Annotated in this window: 15 protein-coding genes, 1 tRNA gene and 2 rRNA genes; 12 read left to right on the top strand and 6 right to left on the bottom strand. The window is 35.2% G+C overall.

Annotated elements, in window-relative coordinates; all coding sequences use genetic code 11:
• Positions 1-77: 77 nt before the first annotated feature.
• From N2Z58_04655 to N2Z58_04670, 4 genes are read left to right on the top strand one after another with little or no spacing between them, the layout of a single operon-like run.
• On the top strand, positions 78-854 hold the full coding sequence (locus N2Z58_04655; protein ID MCX7653952.1) for an ABC transporter ATP-binding protein: 777 nt from the start codon (positions 78-80) through the stop codon (positions 852-854).
• The gene (locus tag N2Z58_04660; protein MCX7653953.1) at positions 844-1,557 is read left to right on the top strand and encodes an ABC transporter ATP-binding protein; all 714 of its coding nucleotides are present in this window, start codon (positions 844-846) and stop codon (positions 1,555-1,557) included. The genes N2Z58_04655 and N2Z58_04660 overlap by 11 nt, the downstream gene beginning before the upstream one ends.
• Positions 1,554-2,432 (top strand): branched-chain amino acid ABC transporter permease, encoded by an 879-nt coding sequence (locus N2Z58_04665; GenBank protein ID MCX7653954.1) that lies wholly within the window; start codon positions 1,554-1,556, stop codon positions 2,430-2,432. The genes N2Z58_04660 and N2Z58_04665 overlap by 4 nt, the downstream gene beginning before the upstream one ends.
• Positions 2,432-4,129, top strand: coding sequence for an alpha/beta fold hydrolase (locus tag N2Z58_04670; GenBank protein ID MCX7653955.1), 1,698 nt, complete (start codon positions 2,432-2,434; stop codon positions 4,127-4,129). The genes N2Z58_04665 and N2Z58_04670 overlap by 1 nt, the downstream gene beginning before the upstream one ends.
• 73 nt (positions 4,130-4,202) lie before the next feature.
• Here the strand turns inward: N2Z58_04670 and N2Z58_04675 are convergent, their stop codons facing one another.
• The 3 genes from N2Z58_04675 to N2Z58_04685 all read right to left on the bottom strand — a co-directional run bounded on the left by N2Z58_04675 (position 4,203) and on the right by N2Z58_04685 (position 9,802).
• Positions 4,203-7,391 carry a cellobiose phosphorylase gene (locus tag N2Z58_04675; protein MCX7653956.1) on the bottom strand — a complete coding sequence of 1,063 codons (3,189 nt, stop codon included), beginning with the start codon at positions 7,389-7,391 and terminating at the stop codon, positions 4,203-4,205.
• Between the two features lie 464 nt (positions 7,392-7,855).
• Positions 7,856-9,016: a TM0106 family RecB-like putative nuclease gene (locus N2Z58_04680; protein ID MCX7653957.1), complete on the bottom strand. Its 1,161-nt coding sequence runs from the start codon at positions 9,014-9,016 to the stop codon at positions 7,856-7,858.
• An 18-nt stretch (positions 9,017-9,034) separates the two neighbouring features.
• Complete coding sequence (locus tag N2Z58_04685; GenBank protein ID MCX7653958.1) at positions 9,035-9,802, bottom strand: SDR family oxidoreductase; 768 nt, start codon at positions 9,800-9,802, stop codon at positions 9,035-9,037.
• A gap of 93 nt (positions 9,803-9,895) precedes the next feature.
• Here N2Z58_04685 and N2Z58_04690 point away from each other — a divergent pair, with 93 nt between their 5' ends.
• From N2Z58_04690 to N2Z58_04700, 3 genes are read left to right on the top strand one after another with little or no spacing between them, the layout of a single operon-like run.
• Positions 9,896-11,260, top strand: coding sequence for an MATE family efflux transporter (locus N2Z58_04690; protein ID MCX7653959.1), 1,365 nt, complete (start codon positions 9,896-9,898; stop codon positions 11,258-11,260).
• Positions 11,261-11,286: 26 nt separating this feature from the next.
• A complete protein-coding gene (locus N2Z58_04695) occupies positions 11,287-12,120 on the top strand; it encodes a fumarate hydratase (GenBank protein MCX7653960.1) in 834 nt (277 codons plus the stop codon).
• Positions 12,113-12,595 (top strand): FumA C-terminus/TtdB family hydratase beta subunit, encoded by a 483-nt coding sequence (locus tag N2Z58_04700; GenBank protein MCX7653961.1) that lies wholly within the window; start codon positions 12,113-12,115, stop codon positions 12,593-12,595. Before N2Z58_04695 ends, N2Z58_04700 begins: the two co-directional genes overlap by 8 nt.
• A gap of 44 nt (positions 12,596-12,639) precedes the next feature.
• On the opposite strand, the gene N2Z58_04705 is transcribed toward N2Z58_04700, so the two are convergent.
• Positions 12,640-12,715, bottom strand: a tRNA-Ala gene (locus N2Z58_04705).
• A 179-nt stretch (positions 12,716-12,894) separates the two neighbouring features.
• Here N2Z58_04705 and N2Z58_04710 point away from each other — a divergent pair.
• The 5 genes from N2Z58_04710 to N2Z58_04730 all read left to right on the top strand — a co-directional run bounded on the left by N2Z58_04710 (position 12,895) and on the right by N2Z58_04730 (position 22,078).
• Positions 12,895-14,961, top strand: a complete 2,067-nt coding sequence (locus tag N2Z58_04710; GenBank protein ID MCX7653962.1) for a hypothetical protein — start codon at positions 12,895-12,897, stop codon at positions 14,959-14,961.
• Positions 14,962-14,997: 36 nt separating this feature from the next.
• Entirely contained in the window at positions 14,998-15,936 is a 939-nt protein-coding gene (locus N2Z58_04715; protein ID MCX7653963.1) for an undecaprenyl/decaprenyl-phosphate alpha-N-acetylglucosaminyl 1-phosphate transferase, read from the top strand.
• 28 nt (positions 15,937-15,964) lie between these two features.
• Positions 15,965-19,234, top strand: coding sequence for an O-antigen ligase family protein (locus tag N2Z58_04720; protein ID MCX7653964.1), 3,270 nt, complete (start codon positions 15,965-15,967; stop codon positions 19,232-19,234).
• A gap of 254 nt (positions 19,235-19,488) precedes the next feature.
• Positions 19,489-20,688 carry a [FeFe] hydrogenase H-cluster maturation GTPase HydF gene (hydF, locus tag N2Z58_04725; protein ID MCX7653965.1) on the top strand — a complete coding sequence of 400 codons (1,200 nt, stop codon included), beginning with the start codon at positions 19,489-19,491 and terminating at the stop codon, positions 20,686-20,688.
• Between the two features lie 13 nt (positions 20,689-20,701).
• On the top strand, positions 20,702-22,078 hold the full coding sequence (locus N2Z58_04730) for an aspartate ammonia-lyase (GenBank protein ID MCX7653966.1): 1,377 nt from the start codon (positions 20,702-20,704) through the stop codon (positions 22,076-22,078).
• 216 nt (positions 22,079-22,294) lie between these two features.
• Here the strand turns inward: N2Z58_04730 and rrf are convergent.
• Together rrf and N2Z58_04740 are read right to left on the bottom strand one after the other, a co-directional pair.
• A 5S ribosomal RNA gene (gene rrf, locus N2Z58_04735) occupies positions 22,295-22,411 on the bottom strand.
• A 22-nt stretch (positions 22,412-22,433) separates the two neighbouring features.
• A 23S ribosomal RNA gene (locus N2Z58_04740) occupies positions 22,434-22,563 on the bottom strand; the annotation flags it as partial.

The following is a 22,563-nucleotide window of genomic DNA, read 5'->3' on the forward strand; positions in this document are numbered from 1 at the left end:
GAACGTAGCGCACATCTTTGTGCGCTACGTTTTGTTATTCTAATCTTATGAACATCTAACTGAGTGAGGTGAGTTAGTTGCTAAGACTTGAAAATATTACGGTCAGATTCTCTGGACTTGTTGCTGTAGATAATCTAAATATGATCGTCAAAGAAGGTGTGGTACATTCATTAATAGGTCCAAATGGCGCGGGTAAAACAACCGTTTTTAACGCTATATCAGGACTCGTTAAACATAATGGAAAGATATATATCCACGATAAAGACATTACAAACATACCTGTTCACAAACGTGTGGAGTATGGATTAGGAAGAAGTTTTCAAAACGTTATAATTTTTAAATATCTGACAGTACTTCAAAACTTGATGCTTGGTTATCATCATTCGTTAAATTATTCCATGTTGGACGAAATATCTGACACCAAAAAACACCAAAACTACGAAAAAAGAGCAATGCTAAAGGCAATTGATGTAGCAGATTTGATAGGTATAAAGAACCTACTTGGTGTGTATGCAGGAACCTTGCCGTACGGCTATCAAAAATTGATAGATGTTGGCAGAGCCTTAATGAGTGAGCCTAAAATACTCCTTCTTGACGAACCTGCAGCAGGTTTGACAGAGAAGGAATCAGATATCTTGAAAGAAAAGATTAGAAAGATCAAAGACTACGGTATAACGGTGTTACTCATAGAGCATGACATGCGAATGGTTATGGATATATCTGATGAAATAACGGTAATCAATTTTGGAAAAAAAATTGCAGAAGGCAAACCGGAAGAAATAGTAAATAACGAAGAAGTTATAAAAGCTTATCTTGGTACAGGTTTCGAAGAGGTGAATCTTGATGACAGATAAACTTGGAGATATAGTAATTAGTAAATTACAGGTTTGGTACGGACCCATACATGCAGTTAAAGGTGTGGATGTGAAAATTGAGGCAGGTAAGATAACTGCTATTCTTGGTGCGAATGGGGCGGGTAAATCATCCACATTGAAAGCCCTAGCTGGTGGGGTGAAATACATAGGAAATATACTCCTTGGTGATGAAACCATAGATAAGCTACCTGTTCACAAAAGAGTTGAGAAGGGAATTGTACTCTGCCCAGAAGGGAGAGGAATATTTTACACTATGAGCGTTAAAGAAAACCTCTTAGCAGGTGCTTATAGGAACAAAAAACCAGATTTTTCGCTTGTCTTTGAGACATTTCCGATTCTGAGAGAAAGACTCAAGCAAACGGCTGGTACACTTTCAGGTGGTGAGCAACAGATGTTAGCCATTGCCCGTGCACTTATGAGTAATCCGAGATATCTATTGCTTGATGAACCCTCCTTGGGATTAGCACCTGTTATCGTTAACAAGATAGCTGAAGTAATCAGGAGAATAAATGATTTTGGCATTACCGTTGTTCTTGTAGAACAGAACACTTCACTTGCCTTAAACATATCACACTACGCTTACATATTCGAAAATGGAAAAGTAGCTGCAAGTGGAAGTTCGAAGGAATTACTTAGAAGCGACATTATCCGTGAAAAATATCTCGGAGGTGCTAGAAAGTGATTAATCAAATATTACTCGGTTTATCCACTGGCGCAATGTACTCCTTAGTTGCTATAGGTTTGGTGATGATGTACAAAGTAAGTGGCGTCATGAACTTTGCTTATGGAAACATGGGAATGTTTATAACTTATATAATTTGGTGGATCACCAGCACGTTGAATATAAATCTTTACATAGGAATAATAATCGGAATATTCCTCGCGGCACTTATGGGAATTAGTGTGGAAAGATTTGGACTTAGACCTATCAGACACCTTTCTCATGGTTCTATGCTTATCGTAACATTTGGAATCCTTATGATATTGGAAGGATTAGCTGTACAAATTTGGGGAACAGAATATAAATCTTTTCCTGAGCTTGTTAGTGGTACGCCTTTCGTTCTTAAAGGGGAATTTGGTGTAATAGTACTTAGAAAACAAGACATTTTAATCTTTGTTACTCTTGCCATCATATCTCTTCTAATATTCATATTCACAAAATACACAAAATTTGGAATAGCTGTCCGTGCCGTCTCTGAAAATGAAGAAATTGCAGGATACATGGGAATAAACGTCGGAAGTATATTGGCATTTTCCTGGGCTTTCGGCGTAAGCATGGCAGCACTTGTTGGTGTAATTGCCGCTCCGAAGGTCTTTGTCTCACCCGTAATGCTAACTTTTTACCAAATTCAGGGCTTCACAGCGGCCGTTTTAGGTGGGTTTGAAACATTTGCAGGTGCTGTATTTGGTGGGTTGATACTTGGGGTAATTGAAAAACTCGTCGGAAACTATATCTCAGAAGGATTCAAGGCAACGATTTCACTTATCATAATAATACTTGTATTAATATTCTTCCCAAGGGGATTGTTTGGCAGAAATGTGAGGAGGCGAGTATAATGATATGGATTGTCTTGGCAATCATTCCCTTCTTGCTTCTTAAAAATGCGTTCATAATGACTATCTTAAGTCTTGTGGGCATTTATACAATCGCCTCCATGGGGTTAAACATAATTATGGGGTACTCCGGTCAAATATCAATTGGTCATGCTGCATTCATGAGTATTGGAGCCTATACTTCCACTCTCTTGGTTATGCATTACAATCTTCCTGTTGTTTTTGGTATATTAATCAGTGGAGTTGTTGCTTTCTTGTTCGGACTTATAATTGGATTTCCGGCTTTAAGACTGTCTGGATTTTATCTTGCCATAGCCACTATGGGATTTGTGGTAGCAGTTGAACAATTATTTGGCTCACTTGAGCACATAACTGGTGGACATGCAGGGATAAGAGGTATAAGATTTCCGTACATTTGGAACTCAGATGTGGAAAAATACCTTCTTGTGCTTGCGTTTGTCTTTAGTTCGTACATACTGATGATAAGATTAATAAACTCCAAAACAGGTAGAGCATGGATGGCTATAAGAGAAAATGAAACAGCAGCCTCTGTTGTAGGTGTGAACATAGCACTTTCAAAAGTATTGGCATTTGCAATAGGTTCCATGATGGCTGGAATAGCTGGTGCACTCTATGCACATGTTATTGGTTATATAGCACCAAGTGACTTTGGAATTGCAAAATCACTTGATCTACTTGCTATATCAGTCATCGGTGGAATGGCATCTGTAGATGGTCCACTTTATGGCTCGCTTATTTACGTTGCTTTACCATTTTTCTTCAGCAGGATGCACATATCAATGTCCATTATCTTTGGTACGATACTAATATTCGTTGTACTATTCATGCCTCTTGGTGTAAGCTACTACTTTTCAAGATTTAGATCGAAATACATCACTAAGATCTCTGCGTTCTTCAAAAAAGGTAGGCGACCATACGGAAAATTTGTCGACACAAAAATCGGCAAAATACATTATGTGAATGCTGGCAGTGGAAATATACCGATAGTTCTGATTCATGGAAACTTTGCGTCGGCACGCTTTTTTGAACCTTTGTTGAAAAAACTCCCATCAAAATTCTCCGCTTATGCTTTAGACTTACCTAATTTTGGATATTCTGTTTCACTAAACGGTGACATTACAATAGAAAAATACGCTGAAGCTGTTGAACAATTTGTTAATGCTCTCAACCTCACTAACTTCATACTTTTAGGTCACTCACTTGGAGGAGCCGTTGCTATGAGCTACTCGATTAAGTATCCAGAGAAATTAAGAAAGCTTATACTTGTTGACCCTTCACCAATCAATGGATTACCAGTCTCAGAGGAAGCCATAAAATTTATAAAAACATATCAAAATAATCCACAGCTGATAAAAAGAGCACTTATGTTCAATGCTCCAACATACGATAACGAAAGGTTTTTTGAAAAAATCACATCGGATGCATTAAGAATGACACCAAATGCATTCGAAGGTAATGCCAGAGCTTTAGCAAAATACAATTACATTGAACAAGCAAAAGGTGTAACCATACCTGTTGTAGTAATTTATGGAGATAAAGATGTCTTACTAACACTCGATCAAATGAAAATAACTGCACAAGCTTTTCCAAATGGAAAATTAATCGTACTCAAAGATATAGGTCATAGTCCTGTTGTCGAAGATGTTGAAAGTGTCATAAAAATAATTGAAGAACAATAAATTGGGGGATTTGCCCCCAATTTTTTCTGAGAACATATATCAGCTTTGAGTTGAATTAACTTATAAAATATTTCTAATATACCACTTCTATCGCTTGTACTCGACCTTCCCTTACCATTTCTGAATACGGCTGTGGAATTATTCCACCGTGAATCTTGACTTCCTCTGTTCCAATATTCAACATTACATACTTTGCACAACTTAGTTTATACGTATCAACTCTTCGTGGATTATAATATGTCACTACACAGTTGCCAAGGAACCTGAAAGAAACCTTACCTTCCTCATCAAATAACCAACCTGGTAATATTGGTTTAAATTTAAGCATAAGTTCGCCACCTTTGTATTCAAAAGGTGAATCACCAACAAACATAAACCACCATATGCTTAAAAACTCTGCAGTGGCACCGCTAAGCCTTGCTACGAAACCATTTCCATGCAGTGTTTCGTCAGGATTTGCGCTACTGACAATAAATGAGGAATTTTCTAACGGGCTTCTACCATATATTTCGGGTTTAAGAAACGGTACAAAAAGATTGATGAAGTCGGAATAAAATTCATCGTAAAGCTTTGCTTTTAAAATCTCAAGCATGTATTTGTACTCCATGTGTAGCCATATTGATTCATTTTCCAACCATCCAGGGGTGAATGCCCTTGCTCGTCCTATTTCCATGCTTGTATGTTCTAGCGAAGCATTTACTTTGTACATCTTTAGTTTACTATCATATAAAGGACTTGACTTGACTTTGTAATATAACTCTCTTAAAAAACTCGTGTCTTTGTAAATCTTGAATCCCTTAACAACCCCTTCCAAGAACAACGGCAATGTCTTTTTTTCAAATTTATTGATTCTCACATATTTTTCATCGTCGTTTGCGCCATTTCCGATTATTTCGTATTCTAAGGGAACATAGTAATAATAGGTCGGCATAATACCTCCGTTTTCTTCAGTAGCTTGAGAAAGTTTCTGTTCGAGCTTTTCTAAAAGCTTTTTCAATTTTTGCGCAATTTCCGATGAGCTTGCTGATATTTCTGTACCTTCAAAACCAAATTTGGTATCTTCCCTGTAACGTTCCCTGATTTCGGAAATTTGTGACCAAAAAATAAAGTCGATATCTGGTTTGTGGTTATTGCTGTAATAGTTCTCAACAGCTTGCAGAAGTTCCGTAAGTAGTTGATAGATTTCTAAGGGAATTCCAAGTTCCTTTGAACCGTAAGCTTCTAGTTTTTCAATCAAAAATCTTAGTAATCTTGCAAGTTCAAAAGAATCCGCTACAGAAGATCCAAAAAGTCCTGGTAATCCATTTAAAGCATCGTACCATCCAGGTTTCCCCGCTTCCATTTCTATCCCAATTCCACTTGGATCAAGTGTCGAAAATTTGATTAACGCAAGTCCAATAAGCTTTGTTATTAGATTAGTTTTGTAAATTTCCCCTAAACCTTTTCGTTTTCTCATCAGGTGTTTGTATTCCTTTCTTGAAAGGATGAGTTCTTTCTTCACTTGATCCTCAACAACAGAATAGTATTGCCTTACCTTATCACTTGTTAAGACATATCTTTTATCGCGTGGCAAGACTACCTTGAAGTTGTCGTAGTATGTATACTCATAATCATTGAACAAAAGATCCTCTTCGTAGTCTGGGAATATTTGAAGGAATGACTCTATGAGATCAAGATTGTATGTCCAATGGTCCGTCCAAAAACCTTCCCCATGAACAGCATCAATTTCCTCGTTGCTTAACTCTATCAACTTTCTTATCAATTCTTCTTCTGGTATATTCATTTTTATGTTTTCTCTCTCTATTAGCATCGCTACTTTTCCGGGTGTAAAATATTCACTCGATAAGAAATTTCTTATCTTTTCAGCTTCTTCTTTGGTACAGATATCTTCAAGAAAATCAAGTTTTTCGATCGATATCTTGTATCTTACACCATTAATGATCAATGGATTATAACCATCCGTCTGGATTAGATTTACGAAAAATCTGATGTTGTAGCTTCCAACTCTCGGATTAAAAAGCACATCATTTCGTCTGTTTTGGTTTATATCTCTGTAGTTACCATTACCACTTGAATAATATTCTGCAAGTAAGTTGAAATAATTATAATCTCTTTCAAGATCACCATGTTTCCTTGAATATACATGGTAAACTTTCTTAAAATCGGAGAATACTATCGGGTATCCTCCTCTGAGCACGTTGTCAAGGTATGTTTGTCTTGAGTATTCATCGAACAATGGATAGTTTGTATGAGTTTCTATATCCTTAGTTATATCCTCAACAATAGTCCTTGCTTCTTGTAGCTTTGAAAGCAGATAAGGCTCACTTCTTAACTTCTCTTTGTATATTTCAACAAGTTTCTCATCTGGAACGTAACCAATAACTGTTAGTATCCGAACACTTTCATTACTTTTTATCACACCTTCAAACGGGGTAAACGCGCAAGGAATTTTGTTTGTAGTATGTTGCTTTCTTTCTAAAATACTTTTTAGACCCTTTTCTGCAAAAATTATTGGATAATTATACGAAGTTTCATGGGCAAATACATTGTCAGGATCAACAATCGGTGTTATATACTTTGAACTTCCTGAATTTAAAACAGTTGATATGTAAAAATTTGCATCTTTTATTTCTTCAACTCGCGCGACGTCTTCTGTGGAAGATCTTAATTTAAACAAAGGAATCCCAGATTCTAAATTGTAAACGTCCATCCAGGCACGCAAGGTGTTTCCCATATGCTTTATTAAATAATCATTTACACCTGTAGGTAACAATATCGAAATTCCATCCAGCAACTCTATGGAAAGGTCATTCATTGAAGCATTACGAATGTTAACAATTCTCACAAGAGCTCCAACTCTTTCATTTGGAAGCAGAAAATACGTTATGCTTGTTTTCAAACCAAATTCTTTAGAATATTCGCTTATTTCAAGTTCGTTTTTACCAATGTACATTTCCTGGGTTGCTGATTCGGAACTTTTGAATGTGAAAGGTTCGTAATACTTACCGTTTATCTTGATGAATGTTCTAAATCCAAAGTTGTTAGTAAGTTGATAAGCTCTAAAGGCTGGATGAAACTCCAAAATAGGTTTGTCTTTGTTCGAAATTCCAAAAGATGTGATACACTGACCTCTATTTACATAAAATACCCATAAAGGTATTCCTTTCAAGCCGGCAATTCCTGGTAAGAAACTTGAAAATGGTTTGGAATTATTGTAACCCTCTATCACAAATCTACCAAATTTATCGAAAGAATAACTCATAATATACACCTCTCTTTAACCAGAATTCAATATTTGGTGATCTTTTCATGATTATTTTATTGTGTAACTTGTTTCATTAGAAAATTTTCATGAATTTCAGTTGAGCAGAAAATAAGATTTATGGTTATTTCCTTGGCAGATAAATGTTTTGACTTTGAATATCAAAAGGTGGGATAAATTGAATATATAAAAAGAGCAATTTGGCTGGAATTATTGCAGAAGAATAATTTTCCTACTTAGTTGGTGCACTTTTAAGACATGTAAAAATATTACAATAAGCGTGTAATTAGCACAAGTAGAGTATCGTAGATATAGTTATAACTTCACACGACATCTATAACTTTTTGTTTAGTTACTTGTAGATAGTTATTTAAAGTATGTCTAATCTAAAACATTAAATTTCATCTTAATTTGATTTAAAGACTAGACCAAAAACTTATGTCTCAGCATAAGGCATTGTCATTTCACTGAGCAATGTTGTTTAGATGTTCTACAATGAATTTTGTAGCTCTTACATCATCTTCGTTGTACTTAAGTATTTCTCTAAGTATTTCTTTATCTTTGGTTGCAATGTATTCCCTGTAGTAATCAATTACAGTCATACCATTTATATCTGTACGCCAATTGAATCCAAAAAACCTGGCAATTGTCTTTAGAGAATACGAAGGTATAGGTAGTGCAACATGGTTAACGTATACCTTGTACACATCTACGAATCTGGAAAGTAAGCTTTTTGATATGGGGATGTTGTATTTTTTTGATAACTTTCTGAATCGAGCTATCTCGTAATTGTGAAAATGATATACTGGCTTTTGACGTTTCTCGAGGAATTTCAATATATTTTCGAAAATATACCTTTCCTTTGATGGCTCTGAAGCAAGAAACGGTATGTATCTATCGTTTTCAAGAACACCAAAAAGATAATCAAAATCAAAAGGTGTATAGCTTTCAATATCAAGGTATATGCCTTCAGAAAGCTTTTGAATAGGTTTAAAAACAATAGGTTTCTTTTCCAATATACTTTTCGCGTGATAAATCAACTTATTAGCTTTTTCTTCACCGAACTCTTTCCTTATCGCGTCTTCAAACACTATTATGTCACTTAAATTGTTTATGCTAATCATTCGAAGCTTTTCGACAGTCTTTCCCCGAATTCCATGAATAAAAGCCAAACTATCAAGACTCACGGTTTCATGGAAACATTCACCAGCATATTTACATAAACGACATAAGTGATTTTTTGTTATCTTAAATTCCATCGTTTCACAAAACATAGATAACAAGGAAAGCAGTTTAGTAACATAAGGTTTCCAGTTGATTGAAACACTATAATAAGGACTCTCGAATATTATTTCCGAAACCTCCTTTTCATTGCTTTCAATAACATATCCAATGAACGCACCTTCAAGCATATGATATTCTGATAGCCTTTTTCCACTCTTTTTCATTCTAATAGTTATTTTATCTCCATAAATGACCTCATCAGCATCAACACAAAGCGTGCACCCAAAAGCCTCCGTTGCAAAGTCGTAATTTGATAAATATCTTTTCTCAGAAAGTATGTCTATTTTACACTTCTTTTGACAAAAATAGAGTGTTTTGATATCCTTATTTGTTATTATCATTAACCAAACTCCTTTGCACTAAAAATACTTTACAAGTATTTTTGAAATGAGTTTATCACTAAACATCTTTCTAACAAAATAATAAGACAGTTTGTTGCCCAAGCCTGGGATGTATAAAGGAGCGTCTTTTTCAAAAGCTTTGAGTGCACCTTTAACAACCTTTTCCGGACTCATGAGATTATTTCCAGGACTCATCTTTGCTCTTTCAAAAAACTTTGTCTTCGTCTTACCAGGCGCTACACATAAGACGTGTACGTTTTTATCTTTAAGCTCAGCCCATAAGCTTAACGAAAAACTGTAGACGAAAGCCTTTGTCGCAGCGTACACACTGAAATGTGGAATTGGCATAAAACCAGCCACTGAAGAAACGTTAATTATTCCTCCAGAACCTCTTTTAGAAAATTCCTTAGCATAATGATACGACAACCTTGCTAAAACTTCTATGTTAAGTTTAATCATATTTTCATACTCATTCCAGGAGTAGTTTAGGAAATCTCCATACAATCCAAAACCAGCGTTGTTTACTAAAAGATCAATATTAAATCTTGAAAGATTAACAAGAATAGAATCCAGTTCCTTTGTCAGATCGGCTTGTAACATCACTACACTTACGTTTGAAATTCGATGAATCTTATCTGCAACGGAACTCAAAGCTTCAGAATTCCTTCCAATTAAAATTACGTTCAAACCTTTTTGTGCAAGTTGAATCGCAAACTCGGAACCAATACCTGAGGAAGCCCCTGTAATAAGTGCCCATCTAAATCTATATATATCAAATTTTGGCATGTGCTGACACCTCCTCACATTGAATTATACACCTAATGTGGTAAAATAGTAAGTATTGCGAAGCATTCCAAAAAATATTCGAGGTGATTGGTTGTGATCAAAGATGTTTTAAAAATAGCAATACCTGTTTCCCTGGAGAATATAATTGCAAACACAGGAACCTTTGTACTTACCATTTTACTTTCCCAGCTTGGAGAGGTCGAAGTTGCTGTAAATGGTATTGCTAACCAGAGTAGCTTTCTTGTGATCTTGTTTCTTTTTGGTTTGAATACTGGTGGCGCAATTTTTCTTGCTCAGTATTGGGGTAAGAAAGACTTAGAAAACATGAAAAAAATACTTAGTTTAATGATATACTTTTCACTTATTATTGCCTTGGTATTTTTTATTATAACATTCTTTTTCCCAAAATTTTTCATTGCCATTTTCTCAAAAGATGAACGTGTTCTTGACAAAGGTGTCTTTTACTTAAAAATCATATCCATCTCATACTTTGGTCTTGCTTTGGAAGTCTGCTTCAGAACCTTTTTGCGTTCTGTTGAAAAGGCATTTATTCCTATGCTTTCATACGTTTATGGTACAATTCTACAAATCGGTTTAGCCTATTTTTTCTTAAGCGGTTCATTTAAAATGCCTAAGCTTGGAATTACTGGTATAGCAATAGCAATCACATTGTCTCGATTTATAATACCGTTTTACCAGATACTCAAAGCAGTACGCCTTAAGCTACCTTACACTTTTTCAATAAGGGGTATAAGCTCGCAATTCTTAAAAAAATTTCTTCATTATGCAACTCCTACAACTTTAAATGAAATTTCTTGGTCACTTGGTATGACAATGTATGGCATCATTTTCGGAAGAATGGGTACCCAAACCTACGCTGCACGTAATATATTGTCCTCCTTTGAAAATTACGTATGGACCTTCACCTTTGGTTTGGTCATAGCCTCATCTGTAATTGTCGGAAAATACATTGGACAGATGGAATACGAAAAAGCACAACAATTCAGTAAGAAGATCTTATTCTGGAATTCAGTTATAGGTTTACTATCTGCGTTCGCAATAGTGTTTGTGTATTACATGCTTTATGGCAAATTTGAGCTTGAAAAAGACACAAAGCTAATTTTAACTTATTCAATGTGGGTTATGTTGGTTGGTGCTCCTATTAAAGCATTTAATGGTGCAGCAATAGTTGGCGTATTAAGGGCTGGTGGAGATGCAAAATTTGCATTTTTACTTGAGACTTTCACCTTATGGTGTTTTGGAGTTCCATTAGCATTCGTAGGAGCATTCATATGGAAACAACCATTACCAATTGTGTATGGATTAACACTATCCGATGAACTTGTTAAGTCGGTTATTGCTTATTTTAGAATACGTTCAAAAAAATGGATAAGAAATGTCACCATAAGTGAAGAGGTGATCGTCTCGCCAGTTGGAATAGACGGTGAACATGTTTAGCTTTTTCCAGAAAGAAGGTGAGAAAAATGAAACTTGTAAACAGTGATGATATATACCAAGCAGTTTCTAAAAAACTTGTCGAATTAAACACTCAAGTCAATGATTGTGTTTTTGATTTTTTTCAAAAATACGAAGGTCCATTCAAAAAGGAAATTTTGGCAAATTTTGAAATTGCAAAAAAATCATGCATTCCTCTTTGTCAAGACACAGGTATTGTAGAATTCTTTGTCTGGAAAGGCTTTGAAGTTCTAACCAATGAACCGATTACCAAAATATTAAACTCAGTGGTTAGGAATACATACATTGAGAATGGTTTTAGAAAAAGTGTTGTTGAAGATCCGTTATTTGAACGAAAGAACACGAATGATAACACACCGTGCGTAGTACATTTTTTTGAGGTTGAAAATCCAATCTTAGAAATATGGATACTCATCAAAGGGGGAGGTAGTGAAAATTTATCGATGTTGTATATGTTTGAACCTTCAGAAAAATACGAAATCATTAAAGATACAATAGTTAACCACATAAATATGAACGGACCAAATGCATGCCCACCAATAAGGATAGGCATAGGAATTGGTGGTACGAGTGACGAAGCTTTATTGCTTTCAAAGTTGGCATTGATAGATGAATCTATCGAAAGACTAAACACAAAAATCACGAGATACAAAACTTTTGAAATGGAAATATTTGATGAGGTACAGAAACTAAGAATCGGTGTCCAAGGGCTCGGAGTAGGTGGTAGCCTGTATAATGTAAGAGCATATGGCTATCCAACACACATTGCTACACTTCCAGTTGCAGTAGCTGTTGACTGTTACTTGGTCAGAAGTACAAAAGTGGTGATTTTAAATGACTGATCTGAAAAATTTAAAAGCTGGAGAACTTATAAAGTATACTGGCTCATTAATTGTTATGCGCGACGCTGCGCAAAAGAAATTGGTTGAACTTGAACAAAATGGTGAAAAACTACCTGTAAATTTATTTGGAAAAACAATATTCTATGCAGGTCCCACATTCTCAAAAGATAGAATAATTATAGGTCCTACAACAGCGAAACGAATGGACAAATTTCTTGAATTTTTAGCTAAACATAAGATAATAGCAACCATTGGAAAAGGTGCACGTTCACAACAAGCTGTTGAAATTATGAAAAAGTATCAAATTCCATATTTTGTTACGCCAAGTGGATGTGCAGCATATTTATCGACTCACGTAATTTCATGGAAGCTCTTAGCGTTCGACAACTTAGGACCAGAAGCAATATATGAAATTCAAGTCTTTGATTTTCCTATCTTAGTTGCAATTGATACCGAAGGAAATAAAATATTTTGATTTAAAAATAAAAACCAGAAGCTACTATGGCTTCTGGTTTTTTCTGGTGGAGCCGATGGGATTTGAACCCACGGCCTCTACCGTGCGAAGGTAGCGCTCTCCCAACTGAGCTACGGCCCCGTTAGTTATCTACATTTACGCCTCAGAGATTTTATCATACAATATGGTATTTATCAAGGGGGTGTATTCTTTAACCATATATAGTATAATACAATTATAGAGAGATGACAATTGACACAGAAAATCTATATATTTAAAAAACCTCGCAAAATTGCAAGAATTTTTCTGGAGGTGATTGAATGATTCGAAAGAAAGTGGGAAAAAGTAACTATAAATTCATCATTTTATCAATAACAACTATCACACTTGTTTTAATCATTCTTTATGGAGTGGCTGTGCTACAAAGCAAAAAAAGTGCTCTTGAAAAACCTTTTGGAAAATTTAAAACATTATCGGTGAAAGAAGTTTTTGAAAACAACTTTAGTAACGTGGCATCTCAAATAAGTATTTTTTCAAACCCAAAAATAATTGGTTTTGATGAGATGAAAAATATATTCTTGCTAGAACTTAGAAACACAGGTAGTATCAAACTCTCTATCAATGGTATGAATGTTGATAATACAGAAGAACGCTATCAAGAGTTATACAAAAAGGCTCTTTTTAACATCATGAAAAACAATCCACCGGAAGATTATAATACAACAAAACCAAGCCTAATTTTCGAGCGCATAACCGACTACAGTTACGATTACCTCTTACAAAACGATAAAGACTATATAGTGTTAAAAGGTAAGAGCGGAATAGATAACGTTGAAATGTGGGTTTTATTCAGAAAAATAAACAATAGAGTGAAAATTTTTATAGAAAAAGTTTTCATAAATGGAAATCAACTCTCAGATGTTAGAAAAGCAGCATTCTTGTCAAATATTTACCAAGTAGAAAAACAAATTGTAAAAATGAATTTGATAGAAATAGTAAAGTCAAGTAAATTGTTAGAATTTCCTGATGTTGAGTTAAACTTGGTATTCGATAACCTTCAAAACGGACGATGGATGATAGAAAATGAGGATCAAAATTTGGTAGAATTTAGAGGAGTAAACAAAATTCAAGATACTGAAGAATCTATAGTTGTAGGTTTCAAGCTCAGAGGAGATGGATTTGTCGACTTGGAATATCTTTACTTAAACGAAGTTGAACTACCAAAAGATCAAGCCCTTAACAAGATAAGGGAAATATATAAACAATTTGGAAAATTTGATGAAGACCAATATGTGGGACAGCTAATAGAAAAAATCAAATCGAGTAGACTAAGAGAAATGGATAAAACCATAGGCAAGTTTTTTGACGAAACCAAAACATTTTACACAATTAATTGGAATCATTCATTCAAAGGGCTCGACACTGAGCTAATAATGAAAGGAAAGCAGAAAACCGGAAACATGACGTTCGAAGTGCACTTTTTGGCTTCATCAGGTAAGTTATACCTCACCAAAAGTTACCTAAACAACAAAGAAATTGAACCAATAAAGCTGTTTAGAACTTTGGAGGAAGCTATAGCTTACGAAAATCTTGCTCTCAACTCCATATCTCTTGTTAAAAATAGCTGTATAGTTGACAATAGTCCTTTTAAAAACAATGCTTCCGCTTTCGAAAAGTTTTTGAAAAATCCCACCTGGAGTTACAACCAGCAAAAGAATAGGGTAATATTAAACGGCATTGGTAGGTACGCTGGTAAAAATTGGAATTTTAAGTTTGTTTTCGAATTACCCTTAACAAACAGAGTACTACTTGAATACGTTTATGCAAACGACATTGAACTAATCGATGAAGTTAGAGATTATTTGATTTCAAAAATTTTTAATGTTAACCAACTTAGCGATAATTTAGCTATTTTAGTTAGAAATACAGTTTTTAAAATGAAAACTTACGGTGAACTACTTGGTAAAAAGAACTGGAATATTGACAGAGTAAATGATCTAATAATCTACAACGACTCCAAACTAAAAGTCAATTTTCTCGTGGAACCAGATGGAACTGTAAATATAACCGGGTTTTATTACAAAGGAAAAGAATATAATAAGAATGATGTATATAAGATACTTTCAACAGCTGAAGAAAATTACGGTCTGCTATCGATGGAAAACATATTAAATAACTTCGAAAAAGCGACAAAAACTTCCTTCAGTGATGAAGAAATTGCAAAACCTTCTACACAATCAACTGACAATAGTTTCATCGAAAAGCCATTAACATCACCAGTTGAAAAACTTAAACAACCAGACGACGAAATCATCAAAAACCATTCAAAAGAAGACAAAAATTCCAACACAGAAGAAGAGAAAAACGTTACACCTTACCATTTCTGATGAACATAATTTGGAGAATTATAAGGAGGAGTACGCTTGATACCGTTAATCCCCAGTTTAGCATTGTCGTTTGTTACATGTGTCATTACAATTCCGATATTTGGAAAAATAGCATACAAATACGGTATCGTGGACAAACCCAATGGGTCTTTAAAACCACATGAACGTGTTACGCCATATCTTGGAGGGATTGCAATCTTTCTTGGTGTACTCATTTCAACACCATTCGAGATAATTACTAAGCTATCATTAACTATATTGGTTGTATTAGGTCTTTTAGATGATTTACTTGACGTAAATCCAAAAGTAAGGCTTGTTGTAGAGTTCATTGTATCACTTTTGCTTGTTTATAAGTACTTAGGTCTTACATTATTAACGCCGCTGTATTGCTTTTTGGTAGTAGCACTCATAAATGCTACAAACATGCTTGACGGTATGGATGGTGTGTGTGCAAGTGTAGCAATCATATCCGCAATAGGTCTTTGTTTTGTGGTTTCATCAAAGTACGACGTTAACTTGCTAATAAGCTTGATAGGTGCACTGAGTGGATATCTTATTTACAATTTTCCACCTGCTCGTATATTCATGGGTGATAGTGGAAGTTATCTTGTAGGTGGGATATTATCGATAGGTTTAATTTCTTCCTTAAGGAATGCACCATCAAATATCTCATATATAATAGCTTCCTTTATATTTATATCGCTATTTTTATTCGATCTCACAGCAGGTGTTTTGAGAAGACTTGCGAACAAAAAGCCTCCATTTAGTGGAGATAGAGAGCACGTGTATGACAAAATACACAAAAAACTGAAAGATAAAAGAAAGACACTGTACATCGTAATTGCAATCCAAACATTCTTCTTTTCGATAGGATACTTTGGAAAAAGCAACCTAACAACAAGCCTATATGCATTGATCATCACAATTATATGTTACATAACCTTAGCTAAAATACTGAAACTCTTAAATTATTAACCATCGAAGATAAAGGAGGCGAATTTAAGTGTTATCAATTTTTGAAGAAGCACTTTGGTATGCAACAATCCCACTTGTTGCTCTTTTTGCACACAGAGACTATACTTATGAATTCAGTACGCCAAAATATGCTATATTGTGCGTATCTGTTACACTCTTAGGTTTTTATTTATTCTCAAGAGTCATAAAAACTAAGGAATTTAAATTTTTTACAACTCCGATCCATTGGGTCTGGTTAGCATTTTCCATGATATCTTTGTTATCAACGATTAATACTTATAAAGACAATCGATTCTTCTTTAGGCAAGCCATAGATATTGCTCTGTACTTATTCCTTAATGTTTTAATCTCATTCTATCTTAGCTCAAGATTAGAAAGAAAAGAGAATATAATAAAGTTTCTTTTTCTATTTGTGCTAACAGGATTATTCATATCCATTAACGCAATACTTAATTTTTACACTGGCTTTGACATCTTCCTGGGTGAAGTTGGTAAACCATTCGAAAGAGCAAGTATAAAAGCCAACATTGGAAACGTCATTTTCGTTTCGAATTATCTGAACATGTTGCTTCCAATAGCACTGTACTTTGTAATTAGCCTTGACGTTGGTGTTTTGGATCTAAAAAGCACCTGGAAAATTGTAGCTTTTAAAATCACATCTCTAATTTCAGCGTTCTTGTATTTCGTAGTAATCGTCTTTTCACAGACCAGATCTGAATATTTAGCACTTGTAATCGAGTTTATCATAATAGTAGGTGTTTATATAATTTACATCAGAAAAAGGCAAGATAACTTTGCAAAGACACTTGAAAAAACCGCACCCCATATTTTGAAAAAACTAATGATCTTTAGAAAAGTAGCTATTTCTGTATTTCTCGCACTTGTTATTTTAACAGTAATTATATACAATGTCCCAACACCGTTTAATAACTACGGAAAATTCACCATGGCAAATCGATTTAGTGCAATGGCATCGGTTTCAGGGAGAGACGAAAGGTTCTTATCTTGGTTTTCGACGATCTACATTTGGAAAAACCATAAACTACTCGGTCAAGGTATAAGTACATACCAAGTATACGGGTTGTATGGTATTTCCGATTTGATTGAAGAGCATCCTGAATACAATTACGGATGGAACAATTTCAAAAGAGCACACAATGATTATTTTCAAATACTTAGTGAAACTGGTATTTTAGGATTATCGGCTATCATTATCATGCTAGTACTCTTAGTATTATACGTAACAAAGAACATTAAAAACATTCAGGAAAAGGACGACCTGGTATTGTTCTGCATGTTAGTTTTAAGTGGTGTAGTTTTTGCTTTTCAAAGCTTTTTCAGCTTTCCTGGCCATCTCTTACCGAATGCACTACTTGCGAACTTTGTCATCAGCGTCGGATTGGGAAGATATTTTAATAAAGTTAACGGCAAAGAATATATCTTGAAAGGAAAGAAAAGCATTATAATAGCTTTGATCTTAGTAATTATTGTTTGTGTATCAACTTACCTAAGGTGGAACCACTTTATATCAGAGGTTTACTTTAGAAACGGTAACGTAGCGTTTAACACATTGTCAGCTTTAAGAGAAGAACAGAACAAAGTAGAGTATTATCTAAAGCAACTAGAGAAAATGGAAAACGATCTAAACAATTTCTCCGGAGGATTTGAACAATTATCACCAGAAAACTGGCACAAAATCAAAAAGGCTGAGGCACAAAAATTTGGAACTCATTACAATGAAATGCAATCAGAAAGTGAGAGGCAAAGCTACATTTCCAAGCTTAGAGAACAGATAAACGACAAAAAAACTTACTTGTTAGACCGTCAAAAAAATCTTCCCAATGAAATTGAAGAACAATATGAAATTGCGAAATACAATCTACTAAAAAGCATCAAATTGAACCCTACTTACGGCAAATCTCATTTTTATCTTGCCGCCCTTGCTGTTGATCCAATTAGAATTCAAGAACTTAGAACTTTACTTTCCAAAGATCCAGATCTGGTACTAAACCAAAAAGCCGATGAGCTTCAAAAGATCATCCCGGACAAATTTAGATATAACTATTACAATATATTATCTGACTATCTGAAAAAGAATAAGAACTTCTTAGAAAATATTGATTTAGCAAGCATCCAGGCAATCATTGACTCAGCAAGCCTCTACGAGTTATCCTTACAAACATTTACTGAAAGAAATGCATTCAGAGCTATCGCAATGAGGTATAACTCCTTGTACAAATTAAACATGAACTTACTTGAAAACATAAAAGACAGTGAACTTGGGAAAAAACTGGCAGGCTACCAATCATTGTTTTTCAACAAATACGCCACGTGGGTTAGGAAAACAATAGATATAATGCCAGGGGGGTGGAATAGATTTCCAGATTGGAAAAACTTAGATATTGAGCAATCCTCTGCTGGTCAAGATATATATCGATACTTTGCTGATATAACAGCTGGAACATTGAATCCAGTAAACGTAGAGTCCCGCGAACTTATTGTTGATTTAGCTAAAAAAGAAATTGAGGTATGCAAGTACATGGAATTAAAAGGTGTATGGGGAGTTCCAGATGGAATACTGGATCATCTCCACGTACTGGCAAGGGAGTACCAAGGAATAAATGAGTATCAAGAAAGCGTGTACACATATCAACAGATTTTAGAGTGGTATAAAGAAAGCTATGAATACCTATCAAAAAAGGCAAGCGATGTCAAAAGTATTCGAGAAAAATACAACAACTTTATTGAATCCATAAAAGAAAAACTCGACTATATATTAGCTTCCGAAGAAAAAGGTTATCTATCTAACAGCTTTACTCCAATATTCGTTGATAGGCTTAAGCAAATATTCGAAAAATTCCATAAGCAAGATTTCAAAAGCATAGAAAAAAGCTACGTTGACGAAATGTCAAGAATACCATTGGAAACCTGGAGAGATTTGAATAAACTAAGTGTTTGGAAAGCAATTGCAAAAAGCGAGATAGATGACTTAAAAAACCAAATAAACTCATTTGCCTTATCCGAAGATGCTCAAAAAGAATTGGAGGACTTGTTTGAATCAGTAATTAATTTACCCCAAATATTAATCTACGAAAGATATCTAAGATTCACAGCACATTATCAATTAATAAAAGAAGAGTTCAAAGAAACAGTGCGAAAACTCCTAACATTCTATAAAGATAAGAAAGAAGAACAAGTTTTATCGGATTGGTCCGAAGTAACTTTTAACGCACCAACATACTCAAGTAAAGCCGAAGTCATGAAGTATCTTAAAGAACTCTTGGAAAAGTATAAATAGTTATCATACAAAACCCTGCTTAATGCAGGGTTTTTACTTGTCATTTAAATCACAAATAAGAATCCGATTTTTACTTCTTCCACATTTTTTTCATGTGTGATATAATATTTAGTACAAGTGAATTATTTCTCATATAACTATCTTTCTAAGGTGGAGGAGTCAGCTCTGACACCAAGGAAAGGGGTAATACCTAGGCAATTATCCCTTTCCTAATCAACAATTTGGAAAGGGATTTTTTCTTTGGAGGTGTTTACATGTTACCATCTGGAGGATTTAGGAAGTACATATCCATAGTTGGAAGGCGAAACGTAGGTAAATCCTCTTTCATGAATGCATTAACTGGACAAGACATATCTATAGTGAGCGATACTCCAGGTACAACAACAGATCCTGTACATAAAGCAATGGAACTCTATCCGCTTGGACCTGTGACACTCATAGATACACCTGGACTTGACGATGTTGGAGAACTTGGCGAAAAGAGAATACAAAAGGCACTAAAGGCATTCTACAAATCCGATGCTGGAATTTTGGTCACTGACGACTTTCCTAGTGAATACGAAAAGAGAATTGTTCAACTATTTAGAGAACTTGAGATTCCGTTCATCATTGTCGTTAACAAAGAAGACATTTTATGTGAAAAAGCATCCTTAATTTCGGACGAATACAGAAACCTTTTTGGTACAACCACATTCACTGTAAGCTCTACAAAAAAGAAGGGTTTTGATGACATTGGAAAAGCCCTAAATTCGATAATCCCCTCCGATGAAGAAATACCATTTATACCTGATTTTATTGGTGGTGGAGATATAGTTGTGCTTGTGGTCCCAATTGATCTCGGCGCACCAAAAGGAAGACTAATAATGCCGCAAGTGCACGCGATAAGGGAAATTCTCGATAGAGAAGCTGCCGCAATAGTTGTCAAAGAAAGAGAACTAAGGTATACACTTGAAAAACTTAACGAAAAACCAAAATTAGTTATAACAGATTCTCAGGCAATAATGAAAGTTGTCTCTGACGTACCTGATGACGTTCCTTTAACAACTTTTTCCATACTCGAAGCTCGTTACAGAGGAGATCTTGATTATTTCATAAAAAGTGTTCACAAAATTGAAGAATTACAAGAATCAGACACTGTGTTAATAATGGAAGGTTGCACTCATAGACCTTTAACGGAAGACATAGGAAGAATAAAAATTCCTCGTTGGCTCACTAATCACATAGGTGTTAACCTTAACATAAAAATCTGGGCTGGAGTAGACATGCCAGAATATGAAGAGATATCTGATGTAAAGCTTGTAATTCACTGTGGAGGTTGTGTGAACACGAGAAATCAAATGATGAGAAGAGTACGCATGTTCAAAAGACTTGGTATCCCAATGACAAATTACGGTATAACAATATCTTACATACATGGAGTACTTGATAGAGTTATTAAGCCGTTGGTAATTTAGGTGGTGGTATAAGATGTACAGAATAGAAGAAGATTACCTTGGAAAACTTGAAATACCGGAAGATGCATATTACGGAATTGCCACAGCAAGGGCACTCAAATTATTCCCATCAACAGGTGAAAAACTTGATGAAAACTTCATTTGGGCTTACTTCATGATCAAAAAAGCCGCATGTGTACTGAACTACGAACTTGGTTATCTTCCATCAGACATCTACAAATCGATAAACCAATCATGTGACGAATGGAATTTATTAAAAACACACATTGTTGTTGATCCATTATCCGGCGGTGCTGGAACATCTGTAAATCTAAACATCAATGAAGTAATAGCAAACCGTTCAACAGAATTACTAGGTGGCAAAAAGGGTCAGTACATAGTAGATCCATACAATCACGTCAACTTACATCAATCAACAAACGACACGTTTGTAACGGCAGGGAAAATAGCAACAATTGTTAAGCTTAGAAAATTAGAAGAACAGATCATCAAACTCCAGGAATCAATCCAAACCAAAGAGAAAGAATTCTATAAAATACGTACAGTAGCAAGAACGCAGCTAATGGATGCTGTTCCTATACTCATGGGTCAGCAATTTGGTGCATGGGCCGATGCAATAGCCAGAGACAGATGGAGACTCAATAAAGTAGAAGAACGAATAAGAAGCGTAAACATAGGCGGTACAGCAATAGGAACAGGAATAGGTGCACCAAAAGAATACATACTAAAAATAGTGGATACACTTCGTCAAATAACAAATGTCAAAATAGCCAAAGCAGAGAATTTGATTGATGCAACTCAAAACCTTGACGTATTTTCAGAAGTACATGGATTACTTAAATCCCTTGCCGTAAATCTCTACAAAATATCTAACGACATCAGATTGCTTGGTAGTGGTCCGAACACAGCTATAGGAGAACTTGAACTTCCCAAATTACAAATCGGAAGTACAATAATGCCTGGAAAAATTAATCCAGTTATACCTGAATACGTAATGCAAATTGCCTTGACAATCTTTGGTCACGATGAAATAGTGACACATGCGTGTGCACAAGGAAATCTTCAACTAAATCAGTTTTCTCCAATAATTGTGCACTATACACTTAAATCACTAACACTTTTGACAAACGCATGCAATGCCTTAAAAGATTACATTTTACAAATAAAAGCAATAGAAGAAAATTGCCAAAAACACTTATTAAGTTCTATGTCCAATCTAACACCATTGATAAACTATTTTGGTTACGAAAAAGTCTCGCAAGCAATCAAAAACTCTGGTAACAACATAGAAAAAGCTATCGAAAAACTTGCCGAACAAGAGGGGATAGATAAACAAGAATTAATGACAAAATTAAACATAAGTAACATGACAAAGCTTGGTTATAGATAGGACACCCCGATAATCACCTAAAGTCTTAAACCAAAACTCTCAACATGTTTACTTAGACTAAAACTACAAGGTATAAATAATTTTTCCATGACGCTACTATATTCCCAATAAACCAGCTCTAAAATTAACATATGAACCTTCTAACCCCAAGTGAAAGTATGCGCCAAAGAAAAAACCCCCCTGATCTATTCAGGGGGGTGAGGCTTTAAATATAACCCTGGGCACTACCTACTCTCGCAAGGGGTCGCCCCCTTACTACCATCGGCCCACGGAGGCTTAACGGCCAGGTTCGGTATGGTTCTGGGTGTTTCCCTCCGCAGTATCGGCACCCAGGTCATTCAAAAGTGCATAGGTTCAGGTGAAGGTTTCGGTCTATTAGTACCGGTTGGCTCCAGCCATTACTGACCTCCCACCACCGGCCTATCAAGGTCCTATTCTCGAACCGACCTTGGAGACCTCATCTTGGAGCGCGCTTCCCGCTTAGA

It is taken from the genome of Fervidobacterium sp., assembly GCA_026419195.1.
Classification (GTDB): Bacteria; Thermotogota; Thermotogae; order Thermotogales; family Fervidobacteriaceae; genus Fervidobacterium.